Raw genomic sequence first — 23,477 nt, forward strand, 5'->3', positions numbered from 1 at the left:
GGCGTCTGATGGCCATGGGCACACGATTCCACCGTCACGGGCTCATCCGTCCGACGTTGGCCGGGCTGATGCTGACGGCAGCCGGTGCGGTCTGCTGCTTCGCCGGTCTGCTGCTCGATGACCGGACACTGATGGATGCCGTCGTCGCCATCGCCGTCGTCATGGTTTGTTCGCTGGGATTCATCATCGCGCAATGGTTCGGATGGCTTGCGCTGGGCTCGCCCGAAGCAGTCCGCCAGATCGAGCAACGTGACCAGAACGGCAAGGTGACGGCACGTCTGACGGGCAAGGTGCCCGAGCGCCGCGGACTGTATTTGACAGTCGGTGTGGAGGTGAGATGGCGCTCACCATTGGGCCTGTTCGCTGCGCGGAAGATACTGCCCGCGCAAGGGGAGACGCTGCGGTTGCCTGATGTGCAGGAGCGGACAGCGCACGGGGCCTCAGGTGTGGACAGACACCGGGCGGGAGCCAGTCAATCCGAGCTCTCGGGTGGTGTGCGAGCCTACGTGCCCGGCGACCCGCTCAAGCTCATTTCCTGGCGTCATACCGCGCATCGTGGCGAGCTGATGACACGGGAGTCCAGCCGTGATACTCGCGCCACCGCGGTGTTCGTGATCAATACCATTGACGCGACCCCCGAACAGCTGGATGCTGAAGTCAACGCCCTGATGCCATGGGTGCATGCCGTGCGACAGCACGGGACGCGGACGACATCCGAGCGGCTTATCATCTCGGATGGCGTGCACAGCCATGAAGGCATCGAAGCGGTCGAACGATTCCTTGCCGCAGTGCAGGTGATGCCGCCCGCGGTAAAGCCGCATGATCATGCGGCCGATGCGGCCGATGACCCGTCAGCCGATGCCCCGTCAGCCGCAGCCCGGGCTGCGACTATTGGCAGACTGGCCATGAACAGCCATGGGCTGGTCCGTATCATCGCATGTGATGCGTCCGATGATCAGGCTCTGGCAAGTGCGTTGCGCCGCTTGCCGACCGCCGACGACACGACCATGCTCGATGCTCCAGTGCTCCGGCAGGACGAGACCGCCACGTATCGAACCATCGACCTGACGCCGGTGAGGAGCGCATTCGACCTACATGCCGGTCGGACTGCATCTCGTGTGGAGACCCGCGCGCCGCGCGGAATACGCCATCGGCTGGCTGCCATCATGCCTGGAATCGCAGGGGCCGTGGCGTTGATGTTCTTCTTCGGCGCGGCGCTCAAGGGCGTCTCCGGCCTTATGTCTCCACCGCGCATGTGGATGTGGTTCGCGGCGGCGTTGTTCGCGCTGATCGCCGTGGATACGGCTGTCGGATATGCGCTGGGCGTGCTGTGGCCCAAACCGCGCGTCTCCTCTTCTTCTTCGCAGACGCAGCCGCGCAGCTCTGTGGTGCGTTTGCGCGACACTCGACCGGTCGCAAGGCTTGCCGGGTTCGCCGCCATCACGCTGATCGCTGCGGCGCTGCTTACAGTCATTCAGTTGCGAACCCAGCTTGGGGCCATCTGGCAATCGACCCAGTACGGTGATGCGCCCAGCACCGTGCCGGGTAAGCTGTCCGCGTCATTCAACGCCTTCACAGTCGACTTCGAGACCGGGTTCGACGAGCTCAACCTGCAGTTGCCGCCACTGAACGTGTCCGAGCGATCCGATCTGTTCCTGACCGTGCTGATCGCCGCCATCGCCATGGTGATCCGTGTGATTCTGGTCTGGCGTGCGTCCATTCCCGTTATGGCGGTACTGCCCGTCGTCGCGCTTGCCGCCGACTATGCGCTCGCAGGACATACGGCACCGTTATGGGCCATAGGGCTCGTCGTCGGGGCTTTCCCGTGTGCGTTGTGGGCGGCCTTTCCGCAGCAGATGCATGGCGGTGCAGGATTTGCCGTGCCGTCGGGGGCGCGAACGCAGATGGGCGGCGCGCATCAACCCGGCCGTGTCGCAGCGTCTCGCCGATTCGCGATGCCGGCTGTCGCGCTCGACGCCTCGCCGCTTCTCGCCGCTGCGCTTGCGGTCGCCGTCACCCTGCCTCTGACCGGTCCGGCGTACGAACTCGCCTACCGGGTGCCGCTATCCATTGGGGAGGGCGGTGGCATGTTCACATCGAACACCGTCAGCCCGATGATCGACCTCAAACGCAACATCACAGCCGGTTCAAGCGCCACCGTGCTCACCTACCAGGCCTACAAACGCCTGTACCTGCGTCTGACCTCGCTCGACGATTTCAACGGTGACACCTGGGGCTATGACCAGGATTTCGCATTGGATGCGGGTCTGTACGGCTCTGGCATTCAGCTTGGACGGGACAGCGACAACGAGCTCACCCGCCGGCAACGTTTCAGCTTCAGCCCGCTTGCCGCCTACATGGACGTATATGGCTATAGAGGCTATAACGTGGCGACCACAAGCTCCGATACGATGGAACGGTTCATGGTCAATGCCAATATCCGCATCGGCGCGTTCAAATCCCGATTCCTTCCGGTGCCAAGCGGCGTCACCTATGTCGAGGGCGCGGGAGGGGATTGGCTGCAGTATCAGGACGGCACCATCTACAATCGTGAGAACGGCACTTCGACGGATACGCGATATATGGCGTATGGCACGGTAATAGACCCCATCACCAACGCTCAGGGCTTCAGCCAGCTGTCGACCATTGTCGATGCGCGCGACGGCATCATGGGCGATGACGCGCAGGTCTCCGATGCCCAGCGTGAGGCATGGAGCCGGGCGCGACGCAATCTGCCGAACACAGGATTGGGGGAGATCGATGGCGATTTCCTGCTGGTACGGGTCCGTATAGGTACTGATGGCGCGGTCACCGGTCCTTCGGGGTGGGACCTTGGCTCGGTCAGCGGCAAGGACAGCGGCGAGGTGACCACCGCGCAGGGGCAACGGTATACCATGCCCGGCAGTATCGCGTTCAACAAAACGGTCATCAGCCAGCTCGGATTGGGCAAGGATGATTATTACCTTGGCGACGGCTCGGGGGGTGACTCCTCGGTGCTGGCATTCCCGCTGGATGTAGAGGACACCGATACCGATTTCGAGGATGGCATCTCCACATTCCATACACACGATATGCAGTGGGACCGGCAGGCGTTCGGTGTGCTGCAGCGGGCCATCCCCAACCTGAGCTCCATGACGACGATTCCGGGCAGCACCACCTCGTACAACCCTGAATATCGCGAACGCGTGCAACGGCTTGTGGAGTACAGCGACAGCCGTGCCCACGAGGACCGGTATACGTCGCTGCCCAAGGAGCTGCCGGACAACATCCGATCAGTCATCGCGCAGGCGCAGGCCGCAGGCATACCCATCACCGGCAGCACCTATGACGACCAGTTGCGCGCCATGCGGTGGCTTGTGGACTACTTCACCAAACCGGAGAACAAGTTCACCTATTCGCTGGACGCCCCGGACGGCGACGGTCGGGACAATCTTCACATCATCGACGATTTCCTCAATCCAGACGGTGGCCATTCCGGATACTGCCAGCATTATGCCTCCGCACTCGCCGTGCTCGGCCGTGCGCTCGGCGTGCCGACGCGCATCGCCATCGGCTACAACGCAGGCGTCGAACCGCGCGATGATGACGGCTACTTCGCCGTGCAGTCCAAGCAACTGCACGCTTGGGTGGAAGCCTATCTGGATGGTGTGGGCTGGGTGCCGTTCGATGTGACGCCCGCCACCACCGAAAACGGTTCGGCATCATCCGATGAGGCTTCAGCTGACTCCTCGGACACCGGTGATTCCAGTGATACCACCACGGCGCCCGAGACGACGGTGACACCCGATTCGTCTCAGGATGACGCCTCGGCGGGCGAGGATGCCGAAAGCCAGGACCAGTCCTCCGATGCCGCCGATTCGACCGAGGACCAGCAGGCCGCCGCTACCGGCTCCGGTACATCTGGCAGCCTTTGGACCCTGGCAGTCGATCGGTTCATGGCCTGGCCGATATGGCTGCGCATTCTGGCTGCGGTTCTTCTGGCTCTGGTGCTGGCTGGCGCCGGTGTCGGCTCGCCGAAACTCTGGCGGTATCTGCGGCGCAGACGTGTGCTGGGCGTCATCTCCCGCGCTGCGGCCGACGATGGCGATCGGAAGCTTGCGGCCGAGGCATGGCGTGCGGCATGGCGAGAGATGCGGAGGGTGGTCCGCCACGCCAAGCCGACCGACACGGATATGGACATAGCCAATGAGATGGCCAGCCGATACCCTGATTGCGCCGACATCGCGACAACCGTCGCGCGCAATGTCACGGCCCTCGCCTTCGGAGGCACGCCTGAACCGGTGAAAGACCTAGCCGAAAGGCTTCAATCCTTCTGGATGCTGACGAAGCGCAAGGACTAATGCCAGCGTGCCATTTGCTGCGCTGGAAACGACGGTGTTATTTTGGCCCCCTCTGACGAGGGGGCTGTCAGCGTAGCTGACTGGGGGAGAGACAGAATATGAGCGAGACAGACCACTAGATATTGTCCGTGGACCTTCACTGAACCGCGAAGCCGGATTCGGACAGCGCGTGGTCGATGTCGCGGATCAGATCATCCGTATCCTCAAGGCCCACGGCCAGACGGAAGAAGCCGCGGTGGAATTCCGGCGGATACAGGTACTGGCGCTCGTCATCCTCGCCGAGGAACACGATTAGAGACTCATCATGGCCCAACGACACGGCTGAGGTGATCACGTTGAGCTTCGAGACGAACCGGTTATGTCCGTCATGGTCAGTATCCAGCCCGAACGCCAGCACGCCGCCGAACCCGGAGTCGGGTCGGGCCAGTTCGCTGACCGCCACGTCGTGATGCGGGTGCGATTCCAATCCCGGATACGCTACGAAGCGCACTGACGGAATGGATTCGAGATGCTTGGCAATGGCCAGTGCCGAAGCATTGTGCTGGCGGATGCGCAACGGCAGCGTCACCGAGCCGCGGTTGATGAGCCAGGCGTTGAACGGGGAGATGATGCCGCCGAAATTCACCTGCGCGGTGAAGCGGATTGCATTGGTGCGCTCCTTGGTGGTGGCGATTACGCCGCCGAGGGCATCGCCGTGGCCATTGATGTATTTGGTCAGCGATTCGATGACGATGTCCGCGCCCAAGTCGATGGGACGAACGTTGTATGGCGTGTTGAACGTGTTGTCCACGCTCACCAGCGTTTCGGTGCCGGTGTGCTCGCCATGCTCATGCACCAGCGCGGCGATGGCCTTGATGTCGGACACCTTGAGTGTCGGGTTGGCCGGTGTCTCTATATGCACCAGTTTGGTGTTCGGGCGGAGAGCATCGGCCACGTTCTGTGGGTCCGAGGTGTCCACGATGGTGGTTTCGATGCCATACTTCTCCGGCAGGATCTGGTTGAGCAGGCGGTAGGCGGCGATATACGTGGTGTCGGAGAAGATCGCGTGGTCGCCACGATTGAGGAATGTGGTGAATGTGGCGGCGAGGACGGCGACTCCGGAGGCCAGCACCACTGCGTCTTCGGTGCCTTCGAGCCTGGCGAGCTTTTCTTCGAGATAGCGCTGGTTCGGATGCCCGTTGCGGGTGTAGAGGTTCACGTCCGAGCTGGACCAGTTGATGTCGGATGGGTCATAGGGCAACGCATAGGCGTTGGCCAGCGTGATGGGTCGACGAATCGCGCCGGTTTCGGCGTCGACACCGTTGCCGAGATGGATGGACAGCGTGCCGAACCCCAATGGCTTGCCGTCGAACGATGTGCCGTGATGTACAAGATCTGAAGTCATGTGCCCAGCATGCCAGCGGACATCATTGCGCGCAAGGGATGCCCAATGCCCGCAAACCGCTATAATTCGGGCCTTTTGAGCGGCATATAGGAAAACGGTATAGGATGGTGTCATGAGTTTCAAACATCGCAGTATCATCGATACCATTCCCTCGTACAAACAGGGGAAGCCGGCTCCCAAGGTGGAGGGCCAGCGCTCCTTCAAGGTTTCCAGCAACGAAAACGCTTTCGACCCGCTGCCCAGCGTGGTCAAGGCCATCGAAAGCCACGCGTTGCCGCATCTCAACCGCTATCCGGACATGCGCGGTTGGGCCGTGGTGGAGCGCCTCGGTGAGGAGATCGGCGTCAAGCCGGAGAACATCGTGCTCGGTTGCGGCTCCACCGAAGTCATTACGCAGCTGGTGCAGCTTGTAGCCGGTCCGGGTGATGAAGTCGTTTACCCGTGGCGCAGCTTCGAGGCGTATCCGATCATCGTGGCCGGTGCCGGCGCCACCAGCGTGCAGGTGCCCAACCTGCCGGACGGCTCGCATGACATCGACGGGCTCATCGATGCCGTGAATGAGAAGACTCGCCTGGTCATCGTCAACAATCCGAACAATCCGACCTCCACGTCGGTGGCCGCGGAAGACGCCCGCCGCCTGATGGAAGCGGTACCCTCAGATGTGCTGGTGCTGTTCGACGAGGCCTACTTCCAATTCAACACAGATCCCAACACGTCGGTGGCAATGGACCTGTTCCGCGAATTCCCGAATGTGGTGGTCGCCCACACCTTCTCCAAGGCCTACGGTCTGGCCGGCCTGCGCATCGGTTACGGCATCGCGCCCGAGGATGTGATCGACGGCATGCGCAAGGTGGCGCTTCCGTTCGGCGTGACCGACGTGGCGCAGACCGCCGCGCTTGCCAGCCTGGATGCATACGACGAGTTGACCGACAGGGTCAAGTCGATTATTTCCGAGCGCAACCGTGTGGTGGCCGCACTGAAGAAGCAGGGATGGGATTTCCCGGAGCCGTATGCCAACTTCTTCTGGCTGCCTCTGGGTGAGAAGACCGATGCCGCCGCCGCCCAGTTCCTGGCTGCTGGCCTGTCCACACGCGTCTTTTCCGGTGAGGGCATCCGTATCTCCATCGGCGAGGCGGAGGCCAACGACTTGGTCATCGACGTGTGCTCCAAGCTCAAGGCGGCCGGCTTTTAGTATCCCGCATAAATTGGAGGCTCCCCTTGTCAGGGGAGCTGGCCCGCGAAGCGGGACTGAGGGGTAGTGAATTCGTCAACGAATTCCTGACTCAGGATATAGTATCCCGCGCCGTTAGTTCGAAAGGCCGGTTTCCCTTGGAATTGCAAGGGGAGCCGGCCTTCTGGCAAGGTGGCGACACGCCGAGGCGCGCCCTAAAGTTGCGTCCGTCCGCCAGATGTGTTTATATATCCGAGTTGCCTGTTGAGGTCAAACACCGCGGCGGGAAACAGACTGGCGGATTTCCCAAGCGGTCAAAGGGAGCTGACTGTAAATCAGCCGCTTCGTGCTTCAGTGGTTCGAATCCACTATCCGCCACGCCCCGATAGCTCAGTGGTAGAGCACTTCCTTGGTAAGGAAGAGGTCGTGAGTCCAATTCTCACTCGGGGCTCTCTGGCGGGGTAGCTCAGCTGGCTAGAGCGTACGACTCATAATCGTAAGGTCAAGAGTTCGAGCCTCTTCCTCGCTACAAACTGCGCCCGCTAACCGGTGGGCGCTTACTATACCTAGTAACACAGAGGTGAATGAGAATGGCTAAGAGCGCCGACATCCGTCCGGGCATCACGCTGGCCTGCACCGAGTGCAAGGAGCGCAACTACATCACGACCAAGAACCGTCGTAACACCCCGGATCGTCTTGAACTCAAGAAGTTCTGCCCGCGTTGCGGCAAGCAGACCGTGCACCGCGAGACTCGTTGATTCGAGACTCTGCCTGCAAAGCATCACGCTTCAAACCCGACCCCAACCGGTCGGGTTTTTTCGTATGCCCTTTCGTGCGGCACCCCCATTGTGATGCGTCAGACGGACAGACGAGCATCGGCACGCACTAGGATAAGGAACCATGACCAGTTTTGCAGACATCACCACTATGGGCGTGGGCGGCGAAATCGCTCACTTTGTTGAACCGACCACACGCGTCGGACTGATCGAAGCCGTCGAAGATGCCGACTCCAAAGGACTGCCTCTGGTGGTCATCGGTGGAGGCTCGAACATGCTTATCGCCGATGAACCGTTCAATGGCGTAGTGGTTCGTGACGCCCGTCGTCAGATCACCGTGCCTGACGAGGCGGCTCCTGTGGAGGGACAAGACCGCACCGTGCATGTCAATGCCGAGGCCGGTGCCAACTGGGATGACTTCGTGGCGTTCACCGTGGAGCTTGGCCTTGAGGGCGTGGAAGGGCTTTCCGGCATCCCCGGCACTGTGGGTGCCTCGGTGGTGCAGAACATCGGCGCATACGGGCAGGAGGTCGCCACATCGGTCGAATCGGTGGAAGTGTGGGACCGCAAGACCAAGACGACGCGCGACCTCACCCCATCCGATCTTCATTTCGGCTACCGTTATTCCGCACTCAAGGCGAGCATGTACGAGAGCCCGGGCCATCCGGCGGCCGAATTCTTCCCTACGCCACGGTTTGTGGTGCTGTCCGTGACCTTTGCGTTGACCCACTCGTCGCAAGGCACTGTGGGCTATGGGCAGTTGGCCAAGGCGCTCGGCGTCGAAGTGGGCGACCGCATGGCCACGCGCGATATTCGCGAAGCCGTGATCAAGGTGCGTGCTACCAAAGGCATGCTCGAGGACCCCAACCGCTATGCGTCGCCTCAGATGGCGGGCACCAAGCGGGAATCCAATGTATTGCTTGACCTCAAGCGATTGGCTGATACGAATGCCGCCGCCGGCATCGCTCAGGATGACGAAGGTCTGCCGGCTCCCGATTACAACCGGCACAGCTGCGGATCGTTCTTCATGAATCCGATCCTCACCGCAGACCAGGCCGCCGCTCTTCCCGAAGACGCCCCGAGGTTCAGCGCCACATTCCCCAATGGCGACCCTGGTGTAAAGACTTCCGCCGCATGGCTCATCGACCATGCCGGATGTCATAAGGGCTTCGCCGTCGAACCGGATGCTCCCGCCAGCCTGTCGACTCTGCATACATTGGCGCTGACCAATCGCGGACATGCCACGGCCAAGGACATCGAGCGTCTGGCCCGTGCCGTGCAGCAGGCCGTGAAGCATGCGTTCGGCATCGATCTGGTGCCCGAGCCCGTATGTGTGGGCGTGCTTGATTGAGCGACCTGTCTGAGTTGACCTGTCTTGCCTAATCCTGTCGCATGCGGTCTTGCTCGTCGGCGAAAACGGATAACAGGCAGCAAACGGTAATAGACAAGTCACACAGCCTCTTCTATACTCAGATTTCGTTATTTTTGCGTGCACCTGCCGTGTACTCGAGAGAAAAGAGAAGGCTGTTATGCAACTGTTCCGAACGAAATCCGTCGAACAGACCATTGCCGAAACAGGTGAAGAGGGCCGCAAGCTCAAGCGCAACCTGACGTGGTGGGATCTGTCCATTATGGGTGTGGCCGTGGCCGTTGGTGCCGGCATCTTCTCCGTGGGCGCACAGGCCGCCGCGTTCCATGCCGGTCCGGCGGTGATCATCAGCTTCCTGATCGCTGGCATTGTCTGCGGTGCCGCTGTGATGTGCTATGCGGAATTCGCCTCGATGATTCCGGTGGCAGGTTCCGCCTACACCTTCACCTATACCACGGTCGGTGAGATCATGGCATGGATCATCGGCTGGGATCTGATCCTGGAGATGCTGATGGCCGGTTCGGTGATCTCCAAATACTGGGGTGTGTATCTCAATGATTTCATGCGCCTGATGGGTTGGGGCCTCAACACCAACATCACAATCGGCGGTTTTGCCGTCGACGTCGCGCCCATCATCATCGTGGCGTTCTTCACCGTCCTGCTCGTGTTCGGCACCAAGATCGGCGCTCGTGTGGACGGCGCGATGACCGTGCTCAAGATCGCCATCGTGTTCTTCGTGGTGATTGTCGGCTTCTTCTACGTCAAGGCCTCGAACTTCACGCCGTTCGTTCCGCCGAGCCAGCCTGCGGACAGCGTGCAGAGCTCCGCCGCCGTCGCTGGTGCCATGGGACAGCCGTTGTGGCAGTGGGCCACAGGCATGACGCCATCCATCTACGGTGTGCCCGGCATCCTGTCCGGTGCCGCCCTTGTGTTCTTCGCGTTCATCGGCTTCGATGTGGTGGCCACCGCCTCCGAGGAAACCAAGGACCCGCATAGGAACGTGCCGCTGGGCATCGGTGTGGGCATGGCCCTGATCATCGTGATGTACATGCTTGTGGCCATTGTGACCACCGGTATGGTTTCCTACACGGACCTCGCCAAGCAGGACAGCCCCTCGCTCGCCACCGCATTTGAGCTGGTGGGGGCCAACTGGGCTGCCAAGATCATCAGCTTCGGCATCGTGCTGGGGCTCGCCACCGTGGTCATGGTGCTGCTGCTGGGCTTGACCCGCATCGTGTTCGCCATGAGCCGTGACGGCCTGCTGCCGCGAGGCCTGTCCAAGACCGGCAAGCATGGCACTCCTGCCGGTTTGCAGATCGGTGTGGGCGTAGTGGTGGCGCTTGTCGCCGCGTTCTTCGACATCGGCGTGCTCTCCGACATGGTGAACATCGGCACGCTCTCCGCGTTCACGCTGGTGGCCATCTCCATCCCGATCATGCGCGCCAAGCGCCCCGATCTGCCGCGAGCCTTCAAGATGCCGGGCAATCCTTGGATTCCTATCCTGATCGCGTTGGCCAACTTCTGGCTGATGCTGAACCTTACCGTGCTCACGTGGATTCGTTTCGTGGTGTGGCTGGCGGTCGGTTTCGCCATCTACTTCGGCTATGGCTATTGGCATGCGCGCCTGGGCAAGGGCGATCTGACTGAGCAGCTCTCCGCCGAGACCGATAAGGCAGTCAACGGCTGACGCTCTGCCGAGGTACCCGGGATGCCGAGGATCGCCGGGCGCGTCCGGTCGCGAGCCTAGAATTGACACAGCGTTATTTCCAAGGAGGATTCCATGCCATATGTTGTTGCCCAGCCTTGCGTGGATGTCAAGGACAAGGCATGTGTGGACGAGTGCCCGGTCGACTGCATCTATGAGGGTTCCCGCTCGCTGTACATCAATCCCAACGAGTGCGTCGATTGCGGCGCGTGTGAACCCGTGTGTCCCACCGAGGCCATCTTCTACGAGGACGACCTGCCGGATGAGTGGGCTTGGTACAAGGATGCCGCAGTGAGCTTCTTCAACGAGGTCGGTGACATGGGCGGTGCTTCCGCCGCTGGCCCGATCGGCAAGGATCCCGAGCAGGTGGCTGCCCTGCCTCCGCAGAATCAATGAGATTCTGTGGCTCCCCTCAGTGAGGGAGCGTTGCCAGCGAAGCTGACTGAGGAGAAGTAGGCCGACACATCTCGAACCCCCGACCATTGAGGCCGGGGGTTCGTCATATCGTGAATACAGTACGCTGAAGAAAGGGTTCCGATGGGTTTCCATGCATATTCCTCCCCCTACGATTGGTCCCGTATCGCCGGGTACAAAGCCACTGCCAAAGCCGCCCCGGGAGGCATGGTCGACCTTTCCGTCGGCTCGCCCGTCGATCCGGTGCCGGCCAGCGTGCAGCAGGCACTGGTTGCGTCCGCCGATGCGGCCAATGCGCATGGCTATCCGGTGACTGCCGGTTCCACAGATCTCAAAGAAGCCATGGATGCATGGTTCAGGCGGATACGAGGCGTGGATCTCAAGTCCATTAACGCGGCCGTGGTGCCCACGGTCGGGTCCAAGGAGGCAGTGGCCTTGATGGCCAGTCTGCTGCATTTGGGGCCTGGAGATGTGGTGGTGCAGCCCAAGGTCTCGTATCCGACGTATGAAATCGGCACTCAACTTGCCGGGGCCACGGTGCTCAAGGTCGATGATGTGGCCGATGTGGAGTCATGGGTCGATGAGCCGAACATCAAGGCCATATGGGTGAACTCGCCGTGCAATCCCACCGGCGAGGTCATCGGTGCCGATTGGCTGGCGGAAATCGTCGCTGCGGCTCGTCGTATCGGTGCAGTGGTGCTTTCCGACGAATGCTATGCCCTGATGGATTGGCGTTCCGGGCGCGCCAAGATGCCCGGTGCCGGAGCGCAGTCGGACGACGGCGGGTCCAACGAGCCTGCCGCAGCCGAGTCGTTCAGCCTGTCCGCCACACCATGCGCGCTGAACCCGCAGGTGTGCGAGGGGTCCGCCGACGGCATTCTGGTGCTGTATTCGCTGTCCAAACAGTCGAACATGGCTGGATATCGCACGGCATTGATCGCAGGCGACTACCGTCTGGTCCGTGAGATGAGCGAATACCGCAAGCAGATCGGTGAGATCATTCCCGGGCCGGTCCAGGCGGCCATGGCCGCAGGGTTGCGCGATACAGCCGCCGTGCATGAGCAGTGGGGACGTTATCATCGTCGTCTGACCTGGTTGGTCGACGCCTTGGGAGCATACGGCTATCAGGTGCGGATGCCTGCCGGAGCGCTATACGTCTGGGTCAAGGCCAAGTCCGGCGATTGCTGGACGGACATGGCCGAGCTCGCCAAGATCGGTATCATTCCCAGCCCGGGTGAATTCTACGGGGCTCCCGCATACCTGCGGTTTTCCGCCACCGCCACTGACGAAGCCATCCAATCCGCCTGCAGGCGTCTAGTCGCGTAGCGTCAGAAATAAGTTGTATTCTCGGCTCCCCTTGTCAGGGGAGCTGGCCCCGTGAAGTGTCGGACTGTTCTTCTGTGTACATCGGCTCCCCTTGTCAGGGGAGCTGTCCCGCGAAGCGGGACTGAGGGGTAGTCATTGTCAACGAACTGTTGAGGCAGTACACCAGTCGCGTAGCGTCAGTGCCATCGCGCTTTGTGGTTCGAGTCGCATTCGCATCGATATGTGAACCGTCAAAGTGGGAAGTCATACGCCGAGTCTTGCGGCTTGGTTTCCGAATCTGCGGCGCACGGCGTCCAAAGCCGCTTCAGCGTCATGACGGCGGGTTTGGGCAGTTCGGTTGCGCGAGTCATCGGCCTCTTCGAGCATGTCGTCCAAGGAGGGTTGCACAGCGGTGGACGCTGTCTCGCTGAGCGAAGAGACGCTCATGCCCGCTAGGCGTATGGTTTTGGGCAGCGGCACATCGGTAGGAGCATCAGCCGGGATGCCCAGCATGATGCGCAGCTGCCGCACGCACACGGGATACAGCACGCCGGCGGTGTCGGTCGGGCGTTCCATGGTGAATGAACGGGTCTGATAGCTCAGATCGGCAAACCGCAGCTTCACCGTGACCGTGCGCGCCAGCAAGCGCTTGCGTCGAAGCGTGCCGGCAACCTCGTCGCACGCCGAGCGCAACAGTCCGCACACCATGGCCATATCCTTGGTGTCCTGCATCAGCGTGCGTTCCGATCCGATGGATTTCTCCTCACGCACCGGCGTGACCTGTCTGGCATCCAGCCCGTGGGAAGCCGCCCACAGGCCACGTGCCGCAGCGGTAGACCCGGTGGCGCGCACCAATGCCGTTTCATCCATATCCGCCAGCTGCGCCACTGAGGTCACGCCCCACGCGTTAAGACGTTTCTCCAAGGATGGACCGATGCCCGGAATGCCACGCAACGGCATCATCTGCACGAATTCGGCGGATCTGGCCGCCGGAATAAGCAGCATGCCATCCGGCTTGGCGTTGGTCGAGGCCATTTTGGCCACGAGCTTGTTGGCTGCGATGCCCACCGAACAGGTCACAAGGAAGCGTTTCTGTACCTGCTGCCGTATCCACGAGCCGATGGCGCTGGGTCTTTCCCATGCGAGTAGCGCCGCAGAGACGTCCATGTACCCCTCATCCACCGACACCTGCTCGAAACGGTCCGTGACCGTGAGGAACACCTCGTGCATGATGCGATGCGACATCATGCGGTAATACCGCATATCCACCGGCAGGAAAACACCGTTCGGGCACAGTTGCCGGGCCCGTGCCGAAGGCATCGCCGAATTGATGCCGTAGCGTCGCGCCTCGTAGCTTGCGGCGGACACCACCGATCGCGGGCCGGTGCCGATGATCACCGGCTTGCCGGCAAGCTCGGGGTGGCGCGCCACCTCAAGCGAGGCATAGAACGCGTCCATATCGATATGCAGCACCGTGCAACCGGTCTCATCATGACCCCAATCGCGTTTGGCTGCGGCCAGCCTCGGTGCATTGCTCATAGACACCATTGTAGGAACCGGATGCGTGATGAATCCTTCCATAAACGAAAGGTGTCTCATGGCGAGGTCCGCATGATGTCGCCGTCCGCGCCTGAGATGCGCCCGGTTGGTGGTGTCCCGGCAAACCGAGTAGCGTGAACCGCATGAAGAAGATAGTGGTCGAAATCCTCAATCGTGTTCCTGTGGCGCTGATCGTGATCGGTGAGGCGCTCATCATCTACACGGCGACGGCCATCGCCAAACTCGCCTTCACCCAGCTGGACCCGCTCTACTCGGTGTGGTATCGCGTGGGATTCATGGTGCTGATGCTGTTGCTGTGGCGCAGGCCGTGGCAACGCGCCAAGCGCGGGCGATTGTTCCGCCGTAGCGCCCGCAGCTGGGGATTGCTGGTCTTGCTGGGTGTTTCCTTGGTCCTGATGAACACGATGTTCTATGTGGCCATCAGCAATATGGACATGGGCATCGCCGTGGCCATCGAGTTCATCGGGCCGTTGTCGGTGGCGGTGATCACCGGACGCAGCTGGCGTGAAAGGCTGGGCATCGGCATCGCGGCGGTCGGCGTGGTGCTGCTCGCCGGCATATCGTTGTCCGATCCTTCGGGCGGCGGACATTTTCTCATCGGCCTGATTGCCATTCTGATCGGCGGATCGATGTGGGGCGTCTATATCGTCACCGGACGGAAGGTCGCCGCAGGCGGCAACTCGTTGGACAACCTCTGCATCGCCGTGACCATAGGATGGGCGGCGCAATCGATGGTTCTCGGCGTGCCGGCGGTACAGCATGTGATTCATCCCAAAGCCGATGCCACATGGGCTCTTGAGCCATTCGGCCCGCTGAAACTGCTGCTGTTGCTGTTCGTGATCTCGTTGCTGGCGTCGTTCATCCCGTATGTGGTGGAGCAGATCACGCTGCGTCGCACATCCTCCGGTACGTTCTCCGTCATGCAGTCCATCAATCCGGCTGTGGCAGTGGGAGTCGGTCTGGTGTTCGGCGAGGTTCCGGGAATCGGCGAACTGATCGGTGTTGCACTGGTGATTCTCGCCGTAATCGTCACCTTCTCCGGCGACGCTTCGCCGGCTAAGGGTGACTGATGTGACTTTATATGTCCGCCACGCGGCACGCCGCATCCACGACTCGTGGTACAGTAGTTTGCTGTTGCGCTCGATGCGTAACATGGAGTCATGCCTGAGTGGCCGATAGGGGCACCCTGCTAAGGTGTTAGTCGCGTAAGCGGCTCGAGGGTTCGAATCCCTCTGACTCCGCCACCAAGGGTTTCGGGCAATCGCCCGGAACCCTTTTTTCATGCCGAAAACGGCGGTATTCCAACGGTTTCAAGCCGTTTCCGCGCTTGCCGGCCATTCGCGCGAAGGTGCGTAGTGGCGCGTTCTTATGGGCGTGATAGACGGTAAACAGAGTGGTAACAGATAACGGATACGGCGCCAGCGAATTGTCCACTACATATGCGGTATGTAGCGGAGCCGGAGGTACGCCATTGTCCGCCGTCTCCGGGTTTTATTCTACAGAAGTGCAATTCGCGGCACAACGATGCAAAATCATTATTTGGCCCGATAATGTCACGTTCTGGTCGCGCCGTATGCCGGGGACGCACGCGTATGAATCCGGGGAAGCTCGGGGAGTGGTGCCCGGGGAGTAGTCTGGAAGAGTAGTGGAGAGAAGTCGATTGGGTGAATGCAAATGACGCATATCGCAGGTAGAGGCCAGCATCGGGCCTCATCGGGGCGGAATCATCGCTTGGCAATCGTGCTGGCGTGCATCATTGTCGTGTTGGGCGCCGGGGTGTTGGGTCTTTGGCTGGGTGTGAACCATCGTGTGGCTGGTTCGCAGCAACTGCCCGGCGCGACCGCATCCGCCGGCCCGTCCGGGGCCACGCTTAACAAAACGCGGCAGGCTCCCTCTCCTGTAGCCGAGCATCACGGCAATTCGCCCGATTGCCCGGATACGGATTGCATCGCGATGCTGGTGAATGGCGACCTGCTGTTCCATGAGGGGCTATGGAATCAGTTCCGTGGCCCCAATATCAATGCCACTGATGGCACGGCATTCAACTTTGACCCGCTGTTCGAGCCGATGAAGCAATATATCCAAGCCTCGGATATCGCAGTGTGCGAATTCGAGACGCCCATCGCCAAGCGCGGCGGCCCATATTCCGCCTACCCGATTTTCAACGTTCCTCCGGAAGTGGCGGATGCGGCACGCAACGTGGGATATAACGCCTGCACCCATGCCACCAACCATTCCTGGGACCAGGGTGCGGAGGGCATTCAACGGCTTTGGGACACGCTTGAGGCGGACGGCATCGCCCAGACCGGATCGTACAAGACCGAAGAGGATTCCATGAAGCCTCTGATCATTGACTCGCCGACCGGCGGCGGAAAGCTCGGGCTGGTGACGGGAACGGTCTCCCTCAACGGCATGACCCCGGATCAGGATTGGCAGGTCGACCGTCTTCGTGATGCCGGCGATCCCCATCACGACAGCGATATCCAGCGTGCGGTGGACAAGGCCAACAAGGCGCGCGAACAGGGTGCCGATGTGGTGGCCATCGCCATGCATTCCGTACAGGAATACCTTGACCATGCGGATTCCTGGCAGGTATCCGAAGCCCACGAACTTGCCGATACCGGTGCCTTCGACGTGATCTATGGCGCCGGATGCCATTGCGCGCAACCCATCGAGAACTACAACGGCACATGGATCATCTACGGTCTGGGCAATGCGGTGACCGAATCCGCGCCAGCGGAGACCATCGTCAACAACCAAGCGTCACGGCTCGCGTGCAGTTCGCCGGCAAGAAAGGCGTCAAGGGGTCCTGGCGCGTCAGCCGCATTGACTGGGTGCCGACCGCCAACCAGCAGCAGGGCACATACAAATGGTGCCCAATCTCCAGTGACCATCCGATAGGCACCTGCTGGTCGGAGGATCAGGATGCCCAGGTTCGCCAACGCATCTGGAATGTCATCTATGCCATGGGTGCCGACCAGAACGTCGTGCGCGAGTGGAACATTACGCAGGAACGGCAGCAACAGTCGCAGCAATAGCCACGCACCGATTGTCATGCGCCATTCTCCCGCCGGCCGCCTAATGTGGGGGACATGACCGAGATTTACGAAACCCAGCCGGAGCGCACTGACCTTCCGCTTGTGGTGATGCCTTCGCTGCTGCAGTCCATGATCGAACCCATCAAGGCGCAGTTTCCGGCGCTCAAGGATGTGGCTCGCGTGCGTATGTATGAGGAGTTCACATCTGATGAAGCCGTGTTGGCGGAGCGCATCACCGATGCCGACGCCCTGCTGGTCGGTGGATACCATATCTCGGATGATTTGCTGAATGCCATCGCCGAACGCAGCCATATCAGATGCATCGTCTTCTGCGGCACCGGTGTGGCCAGCTATATCAATCTGCCGCTTGCCCGTGAGCATCGGATTCGCGTGTGCAATGCCGAACACTATGGCGATCATGCCGTGGCCGAACACGCCTTCGCGCTGATGCTGGAACTGGTCCGTCGCGTCGGTGCGCTGGACGCCGATGTCAAGTCCGGCAACTGGGCGTGGTCCGGCGGCGATGGCCTGCAACTTGCCGGCCGCAGACTCGGCATCATCGGACTCGGCGGCATCGGATCGACGGTCGCCGGCATCGCCCGCGGATTCGGCATGCAGGTCAGTGCCTGGAACGCGCATGTTCCCGCTGAACGTTTCGCCGGTCTGGATGTCACTCCGGTTGACGATCTGGGCGATCTCATCGCCGGCAGTGATGTGGTCTCTGTGCATCTGCCGCTGAATGACGCCACGCGTGGCATCGTCACCGCGGAGCATCTTGCCCGTCTGCGCCCGGGCACATTGTTCATCAATACCGCACGTTCCGAAGTCATCGAACCCGGTGCACTGCTCGCTCGGCTCCGGAAAGGGGATATCCCTGCAGGCCTCGACGTATTCGACCATGAGCCGCTGTCCGCCGACGATGCCATCTGCGCAATTCCCGGCGTCGTGCTCACCCCGCATGTAGGCTGGCGCACGGATGGCGCATTCAAGGAGCTCACCCGTCAGATGATCGCCTGTCTCACCGCATATTTCGCCGGTGAAGACTACAACGTGGTCGTTTCCGAGCGCTAAGTGCCGCCGCTGGACGATGCGGCTCAGTGTCTGTCTGTATAGAACGTCTATAGAGCGTCTGTACTGTCGGTATAGAGCCGAATTCAGCGGAGCCAATTACCAAATCCCAATCGCCGATACCCACACCGATGCCCATGCAAACGATTCTCAACACCCCTCAAGCCCCCGCACATGATGCGCTGGTCGAAAAGAAGTCCGAATTCATCGGCGACGCCGCCCATGTGGCGACGCTGGATGAGGCGCTCGCATTCGTCGAAACGATACGCGAGCGGCACCCCAAGGCCCGGCACGTGGCGTATGCAGCTGTATGCGGGGGTGCCGATGGTCGTCTTTCCGAACGTATGAGTGACGACGGTGAGCCTTCCGGCACCGCCGGCAAACCAATCCTCGATGTGCTCAAACAGTCCGGCACCACCGACTGCGTGGTGGCGGTCACGCGCTACTTCGGCGGTATCCTGCTCGGTTCGGGAGGCTTGGTCCGCGCATATTCCTCAGCCGCATCCCTGGCGATGAAGGCGGCGCAGGTGGCGCGCATCATGGTCGCGCGTCGGTACAGGGTCCGTCTCGAATACCCTCAGCTGGCCAGGTTCCAACAAGTGCTGGCGCAGGTGGGCGGCAGGCAGACCGATGAAACCTATGAGGCGAACGTGGTGTTGACGGCCGTGGTTCCGCTTGATGCCGCCGTACGTTTCGAGGAACGGGTGCGGGAAACCTTCAATGCCGCAGTGACGCCTGATCCCATGGACTTGATCAGTGTTCCCGTCCCCGTCGCCGAGTGATCTGCTGGCGGAGCCACCCACTAAGCTGTATCCCATGACTGACCAGAAGACTGATGAACAGCAGCCTGCAGCCGAGGCCGAAGAAGCAGAGAACTTCGAGCCACTGACCGCGTCGTATGAACGTCTCAGGCATTCCACCGACTCCGCCGAGCTTTCGGAATTTGCGCGGCGTCCACTGCCGGACCGGTCCGATCAGGCGGCGTTCTCGCGGGCCACCGCATTATTGGAAGCCGTTGCGGGCAACCGGCACACGCCGGTGGAGGACCGCGTGTTCCTGGCCACGACGATGCCGTTCCCGAATGTTCTGGTCAAGCTGTCGGAAGACCCTGAGCCATCAGTGCGTCAGGCCGTGGCCGCCAATGAGGACGACAAGAACTGGCTGGTCGGCCGCCTCACCAAGGATCCCGTGCCCGCGGTGCGCGACCACGCGTTGCGCAACAAGCGCACCAGCTGGAAGATGCGGCTTGAAGGCGCGCAGGACCCGAATGCCGACGCAGAGACCTTGGACTATCTGGGTGTTCTCGGCACCGAGCTCGAAGAGGGGGCTCCGGCGGTGCTTGCATCGATGGTGCGGCGGGCTGTGGCGCTGAATCCGCATACCTCCGCGCAGATGCTGCAGAAGCTTGCCGACGATCCATCCCCGGAAGTCCGCCATGCCGTAGCCCAGCGTCAGTAGCCCGCAGATTCCCTCTGTTGCTGTTGTGCCGCTACCGCCTCGTTGTGTCGTTGCAGCGTGCACCAAACGTTGCCTTATACCTCACCAAACGTACGCTTACTCGCACTCAGTGTACGTTTGGTGAGATAAGTAGGTGCGAAGCCACAGTAAACGTACGCTGAGCGTCTGTGAGGCCGGCGCCGTACCCGCCGCTGTGTCCATCTCCTACCCAATTTGTTGAAAAAATACTGAATAATCAGGGAATTTCGCGTGATTGCGGCGTTGTTGCTCCTGTGTGGAGGGTATTGGGGGCGCTAAACTGTGCAGTATGAGTGAGAACACCGAGAATGAAGAGCGACTGGCTCGCCCTCTTATTCGTCTTGCCAAGTTGGTCGGCATCGGAACCAGCTATGTGGGCATGAGCCACGACTACCACGAGATTGACGATGATGTCCTGATCGAGGTGCTGTCCGCTCTGGGCATTGACGCCCGGGATGAGGATAGTCAGGAAGCGGAGATTCATCGAATCCTCAAGGAACGTCACTCCAGGTTGGTGGCACCTACGGTGCTCCACACGGCGGGCGCGGAGGATCAGGTGCTGGTCAACACCGGTATCCTCGAGACGCCGAGCGCCACCATCACACTGGAAAACGGCGAGCCCTATGAAGGCACCATTGGGGTAGGCCCGGGCGATGGTTCGCAGGCTTTTGACCTTGGCGACCGTTTCGTCTCCACTGCGGCACTCGTCATTCCTGCCAATCTGCCAGTCGGATACCATACCTTGCACGTCACTGTGGGAGACCGTACGCAGGATGCCACGCTGATCAGTGCACCCAGCAAGGTCGATCTCCTTGATTCGATGAACAACGGCAGCCTCTGGGGCTGGATGGCCCAGCTGTATTCGATTCGCTCCTCCGGTTCCTGGGGTGTGGGCGATTACGAGGATCTCAGGCAGCTGCTGATCGACGCCAAGCGAAAGACCGGAGCCGACTTCATCCTGATCAACCCGGTGCACGCGGCCGAACCGGTATCGCCGCTCACCCCTTCTCCGTACCTGCCGGTCAGCCGTCGCTTGGTGAACTTCACCTACATCCGACCGGAGGCATTGCCGGAGTATGCGTTGCTCACAGCGGACCTCAAGGCGCAGGTGGATGCCCTGCACGCCGACGTCGACCCGCTCAACGGCGACGCGCAGGTCATCGACCGCGATGCCATGTGGCGCAGCAAGATGCACGCGCTCTGGATCATCTTCAAGGCCGGGCGCACGGAAGCCCGCCAGACGGCGTTCGACGAGTTCAAAGCCGCCAGCGGCAACGATCTTGAAGCATATGCCACATGGTGCCTGTGCTATGACAAGTGGGGTGCGCCCTCATCCGATCCGAGCAGCTGGGAGCAGCTGCTGAACCGCGAATCCCCGGAGATCGCCAAGCTCAAGAGCCAGTTCCCCGACACGCTGGACTTCTATCGTTGGCTGGAATGGGTGGCCGTGGAGCAGCTTGCCGCAGCGCAGCAGGCGGCCAAGGATGCCGGCATGCAGATCGGCATCATGTCCGACATGGCGGTTGGCGTGCATCCCAACGGCGCCGATGTATGGTGGAATCCCGAACGCTTCGCCAAGGGTGCCACTGTCGGTGCTCCGCCGGACATGTTCAACCAGCAAGGTCAGGACTGGAGCCAGCCTCCGCTGAGCCCGCTCGATCTTGAGGCCACGGGATACCGGACGTACCGCAACATGGTGCATGATATGTTCGCCCGCGCCGGTGCCGTTCGCATCGACCATATCCTCGGTCTGTTCCGCCTGTGGTGGATTCCGTCGGGACATCCGGCCATGGATGGCGCATACGTGTATTACGACTCGAACATCATGCTGGGTATTCTCGCCATTGAGGCTTCGAGAGCGCATGGCGTGGTGGTCGGTGAGGATCTGGGCGTGGTGCCGGAATATGTGGCCGATTCACTGGCGAGCCACGGTATCCTCGGTTGCGCTGTCGAATGGTTCGAGCAGCGTGACGGCGTATTCCGCAAGCCTGCCGATTACCGTCCGTATGCGTTGGCTTCCGTGAACACGCACGATCTGCCGCCGGCAGCGGGATATCTGGAATTCGAACACGTGAAGATCCGCGAACGCCTTGGACTGCTGTCCGGTCCGGCGGAGGAGTTCGAGGCTTCCGCGAAGGCCGAGCAGGACGCCATGATCGCCATGCTGGTGGAGCAGGGATACCTCGATGCCGCAGCCGCCGAGGACCGTGTGGCGCACGAGTCGCAGATCGTCGATGCGCTGTATCGTGCCTTGAAGGATGCGCCCTGCAAGCTGCTTGCCGCATCCATCACCGATGCGGTAGGCGAGAAGCGTGCACAGAACCAGCCTGGCACGAACAACGAGTATCCGAACTGGCGCATTCCTCTGGCCGATGCCAAGGGCAACGTGGTGCCGCTCGAAACGGTGTTCGACACCGCTGGCGCGCAGCGTATCGCGCAGATTTTCAACTCCTGACGCCATCGGGTTCCCGGACGGGGAACAGAAGGTTCAGGCAAACGGCGTGGCCGGACGAAAGAGTCCGCCACGCCGTTTTATTATGTCAAGACCCGCGATATACTAGTGGATTGTTGTGTTTCCCTAAGGGGTCCTTCAAAGCGCTATCCCACTCGCCATCGAGGACTTTCAGGGAGCCCACGGATAATGAGGTTCAAAGCTTTGTGGATGCGGCTCTGACCAAGCCACGCCAGGCAGCCGAGACCCGGAACACAATATATAGAAAAGGTACTCCAGTGAAAACTTTCACTCCGAAACCAGCTGATCTGACCCACGACTGGTACATCGTCGACGCCACCGATGTGGTGCTTGGCCGTCTTGCCTCCCAGGTTGCAAACCTGCTGCGCGGCAAGAACAAGCCGACCTACGCTCCGCATGCGGATCTCGGCGATTTCGTCATCGTCATCAATGCTGACAAGATCGCTCTTACCGGCAACAAGATGGGCAAGGAACTCTACGTCCACTCTGGCCGTCCTGGTGGTCTGCGCCGCGACTCTTACGCTGAGCTGCTCGAGAAGAACCCCGAGCGTATCATCAAGGCCGCTGTCAAGGGCATGCTGCCGAAGAACCGTCTGGCTAAGGTGCAGCTTGATCGTCTCCGCGTCTTCCGCGGTGCCGAGCATCCGCACGCAGGCCAGCAGCCGAAGACCTTCGAGATCGCTCAGATCTCTCAGCAGGCCAAGTGAAACCTGAGAGGAGATAGATATCATGGCTGAAAACACCAACGACTCCCAGGTTGTCGAGACCGAAGAGGAGCTCACCAACTACACCACCGAGACCAACGCTGGCGCTGGCACCGGTACCTCCGCGATTGAGCCGGGCTATGGCACTGGCCGTCGCAAGGAGGCCGTCGCCCGTGTCCGTCTGATTCCGGGCTCCGGCAAGTGGACCATCAACGGCCGCACCCTGGAGGAGTATTTCCCCTCCAAGCTGCTGCAGCGTGAGGTCAACTCTCCGATCGTTCTGCTCAAGCTCGAAGGCAAGTTCGACGCTATCGTCCTCGTTGACGGCGGCGGCACCACCGGTCAGGCCGGTGCCATCCGTCTCGGCGTGGCCCGTGCGCTGAACGCCATCGACCGTGATGCCAACCGCGCCACCCTGAAGAAGGCTGGCTTCCTGACCCGCGACTCTCGCGTCGTGGAGCGCAAGAAGGCCGGTCTGCACAAGGCACGTCGCGCCCCGCAGTTCTCCAAGCGTTAATCCGCTGGCGTTCTGTGTCTTTACCGAGCACAAAGAGCCCTTCGTGGTCATCCACGAAGGGCTCTTTGGTATATCCCGGTATATGTGCTAGTGGTCTGTCTCGTAATTGGTTGAGTGGTGCTGGCCCCCTCTGACGAGGGGGCTGTCAGCGAAGCTGACTGGGGGAGAGAAAAACTG

The 23,477-nt window shown here is 61.1% G+C and carries 16 protein-coding genes, 4 tRNA genes and 1 pseudogene; 19 read left to right on the forward strand and 2 right to left on the reverse strand.

The genetic code is table 11. The features are described 5' to 3' along the window. Positions 1-8: 8 nt before the first annotated feature. Entirely contained in the window at positions 9-4,340 is a 4,332-nt protein-coding gene (locus BREU_RS01190) for a transglutaminase domain-containing protein (RefSeq protein WP_044089136.1), read from the forward strand. A gap of 136 nt (positions 4,341-4,476) precedes the next feature. On the opposite strand, the gene BREU_RS01195 is transcribed toward BREU_RS01190, so the two are convergent. Continuing rightward, a complete protein-coding gene (locus tag BREU_RS01195; RefSeq protein WP_044089135.1) occupies positions 4,477-5,724 on the reverse strand; it encodes a trans-sulfuration enzyme family protein in 1,248 nt (415 codons plus the stop codon). Between the two features lie 112 nt (positions 5,725-5,836). Between BREU_RS01195 and BREU_RS01200 the strand changes: the two genes are divergently transcribed. The 9 genes from BREU_RS01200 (at position 5,837) to dapC (ending at position 12,485) form a co-directional block, all read left to right on the forward strand. Further along, a complete protein-coding gene (locus BREU_RS01200) occupies positions 5,837-6,916 on the forward strand; it encodes a histidinol-phosphate transaminase (protein ID WP_044089134.1) in 1,080 nt (359 codons plus the stop codon). A 275-nt stretch (positions 6,917-7,191) separates the two neighbouring features. Then, positions 7,192-7,273, forward strand: a tRNA-Tyr gene (locus tag BREU_RS01205). Between the two features lies 1 nt (position 7,274). After that, positions 7,275-7,346, forward strand: a tRNA-Thr gene (locus tag BREU_RS01210). A 4-nt stretch (positions 7,347-7,350) separates the two neighbouring features. After that, a tRNA-Met gene (locus BREU_RS01215) sits at positions 7,351-7,424 on the forward strand. A 61-nt stretch (positions 7,425-7,485) separates the two neighbouring features. After that, positions 7,486-7,653, forward strand: a complete 168-nt coding sequence (gene rpmG, locus BREU_RS01220) for a 50S ribosomal protein L33 (protein ID WP_007053013.1) — start codon at positions 7,486-7,488, stop codon at positions 7,651-7,653. A 142-nt stretch (positions 7,654-7,795) separates the two neighbouring features. Beyond that, the gene (locus tag BREU_RS01225; protein ID WP_044089133.1) at positions 7,796-9,022 is read left to right on the forward strand and encodes a UDP-N-acetylmuramate dehydrogenase; all 1,227 of its coding nucleotides are present in this window, start codon (positions 7,796-7,798) and stop codon (positions 9,020-9,022) included. A 178-nt stretch (positions 9,023-9,200) separates the two neighbouring features. Continuing rightward, complete coding sequence (locus BREU_RS01230) at positions 9,201-10,727, forward strand: amino acid permease (RefSeq protein WP_044089132.1); 1,527 nt, start codon at positions 9,201-9,203, stop codon at positions 10,725-10,727. Positions 10,728-10,820: 93 nt separating this feature from the next. Then, positions 10,821-11,141 (forward strand): ferredoxin, encoded by a 321-nt coding sequence (fdxA, locus tag BREU_RS01235; RefSeq protein ID WP_044089131.1) that lies wholly within the window; start codon positions 10,821-10,823, stop codon positions 11,139-11,141. A gap of 141 nt (positions 11,142-11,282) precedes the next feature. Next, a complete protein-coding gene (dapC, locus tag BREU_RS01240) occupies positions 11,283-12,485 on the forward strand; it encodes a succinyldiaminopimelate transaminase (RefSeq protein ID WP_044089130.1) in 1,203 nt (400 codons plus the stop codon). A 243-nt stretch (positions 12,486-12,728) separates the two neighbouring features. Here dapC and dinB read toward each other — a convergent pair whose 3' ends face one another. Beyond that, a complete protein-coding gene (dinB, locus tag BREU_RS01245; RefSeq protein WP_044089129.1) occupies positions 12,729-14,003 on the reverse strand; it encodes a DNA polymerase IV in 1,275 nt (424 codons plus the stop codon). 143 nt (positions 14,004-14,146) lie between these two features. Here dinB and BREU_RS01250 point away from each other — a divergent pair, with 143 nt between their 5' ends. The 9 genes and pseudogenes from BREU_RS01250 to rpsI all read left to right on the forward strand — a co-directional run bounded on the left by BREU_RS01250 (position 14,147) and on the right by rpsI (position 23,300). Beyond that, complete coding sequence (locus tag BREU_RS01250; RefSeq protein WP_044089128.1) at positions 14,147-15,094, forward strand: EamA family transporter; 948 nt, start codon at positions 14,147-14,149, stop codon at positions 15,092-15,094. Between the two features lie 84 nt (positions 15,095-15,178). Next, positions 15,179-15,268, forward strand: a tRNA-Ser gene (locus tag BREU_RS01255). 598 nt (positions 15,269-15,866) lie between these two features. Then, a pseudogene (locus BREU_RS01260) lies at positions 15,867-17,062 on the forward strand (CapA family protein); the annotation flags it as partial. A 54-nt stretch (positions 17,063-17,116) separates the two neighbouring features. After that, positions 17,117-18,133, forward strand: coding sequence for an NAD(P)-dependent oxidoreductase (locus tag BREU_RS01265; RefSeq protein ID WP_044089126.1), 1,017 nt, complete (start codon positions 17,117-17,119; stop codon positions 18,131-18,133). Positions 18,134-18,267: 134 nt separating this feature from the next. Further along, positions 18,268-18,912 carry an IMPACT family protein gene (locus BREU_RS01270; protein ID WP_044089125.1) on the forward strand — a complete coding sequence of 215 codons (645 nt, stop codon included), beginning with the start codon at positions 18,268-18,270 and terminating at the stop codon, positions 18,910-18,912. A 34-nt stretch (positions 18,913-18,946) separates the two neighbouring features. Continuing rightward, a complete protein-coding gene (locus BREU_RS01275) occupies positions 18,947-19,588 on the forward strand; it encodes an AbrB family transcriptional regulator (protein ID WP_044089165.1) in 642 nt (213 codons plus the stop codon). 307 nt (positions 19,589-19,895) lie between these two features. Beyond that, entirely contained in the window at positions 19,896-22,061 is a 2,166-nt protein-coding gene (malQ, locus tag BREU_RS01280) for a 4-alpha-glucanotransferase (RefSeq protein WP_044089124.1), read from the forward strand. A gap of 275 nt (positions 22,062-22,336) precedes the next feature. Next, positions 22,337-22,786 carry a 50S ribosomal protein L13 gene (gene rplM / locus BREU_RS01285; RefSeq protein WP_044089123.1) on the forward strand — a complete coding sequence of 150 codons (450 nt, stop codon included), beginning with the start codon at positions 22,337-22,339 and terminating at the stop codon, positions 22,784-22,786. Positions 22,787-22,808: 22 nt separating this feature from the next. Further along, complete coding sequence (gene rpsI / locus BREU_RS01290; RefSeq protein ID WP_044089122.1) at positions 22,809-23,300, forward strand: 30S ribosomal protein S9; 492 nt, start codon at positions 22,809-22,811, stop codon at positions 23,298-23,300. The last annotated feature ends 177 nt before the right edge of the window (positions 23,301-23,477 follow it).

This window comes from Bifidobacterium reuteri DSM 23975, from assembly GCF_000741695.1.
In the GTDB taxonomy this organism is placed as follows: Bacteria; Actinomycetota; Actinomycetes; order Actinomycetales; family Bifidobacteriaceae; genus Bifidobacterium; species Bifidobacterium reuteri.

Excerpts from the sequence above, each read along its gene's own strand:
- BREU_RS01190 (WP_044089136.1), top strand. The coding sequence starts at position 9 with ATGGCCATGGGCACACGATTCCACCGTCACGGGCTCATCCGTCCGACG.
- BREU_RS01195 (WP_044089135.1), bottom strand. The coding sequence starts at position 5,724 with ATGACTTCAGATCTTGTACATCACGGCACATCGTTCGACGGCAAGCCA.
- BREU_RS01200 (WP_044089134.1), top strand. The coding sequence starts at position 5,837 with ATGAGTTTCAAACATCGCAGTATCATCGATACCATTCCCTCGTACAAA.
- rpmG (WP_007053013.1), top strand. The coding sequence starts at position 7,486 with ATGGCTAAGAGCGCCGACATCCGTCCGGGCATCACGCTGGCCTGCACC.
- BREU_RS01225 (WP_044089133.1), top strand. The coding sequence starts at position 7,796 with ATGACCAGTTTTGCAGACATCACCACTATGGGCGTGGGCGGCGAAATC.
- BREU_RS01230 (WP_044089132.1), top strand. The coding sequence starts at position 9,201 with ATGCAACTGTTCCGAACGAAATCCGTCGAACAGACCATTGCCGAAACA.
- fdxA (WP_044089131.1), top strand. The coding sequence starts at position 10,821 with ATGCCATATGTTGTTGCCCAGCCTTGCGTGGATGTCAAGGACAAGGCA.
- dapC (WP_044089130.1), top strand. The coding sequence starts at position 11,283 with ATGGGTTTCCATGCATATTCCTCCCCCTACGATTGGTCCCGTATCGCC.
- dinB (WP_044089129.1), bottom strand. The coding sequence starts at position 14,003 with ATGAGCAATGCACCGAGGCTGGCCGCAGCCAAACGCGATTGGGGTCAT.
- BREU_RS01250 (WP_044089128.1), top strand. The coding sequence starts at position 14,147 with ATGAAGAAGATAGTGGTCGAAATCCTCAATCGTGTTCCTGTGGCGCTG.
- BREU_RS01265 (WP_044089126.1), top strand. The coding sequence starts at position 17,117 with ATGACCGAGATTTACGAAACCCAGCCGGAGCGCACTGACCTTCCGCTT.
- BREU_RS01270 (WP_044089125.1), top strand. The coding sequence starts at position 18,268 with ATGCAAACGATTCTCAACACCCCTCAAGCCCCCGCACATGATGCGCTG.
- BREU_RS01275 (WP_044089165.1), top strand. The coding sequence starts at position 18,947 with ATGACTGACCAGAAGACTGATGAACAGCAGCCTGCAGCCGAGGCCGAA.
- malQ (WP_044089124.1), top strand. The coding sequence starts at position 19,896 with ATGAGTGAGAACACCGAGAATGAAGAGCGACTGGCTCGCCCTCTTATT.
- rpsI (WP_044089122.1), top strand. The coding sequence starts at position 22,809 with ATGGCTGAAAACACCAACGACTCCCAGGTTGTCGAGACCGAAGAGGAG.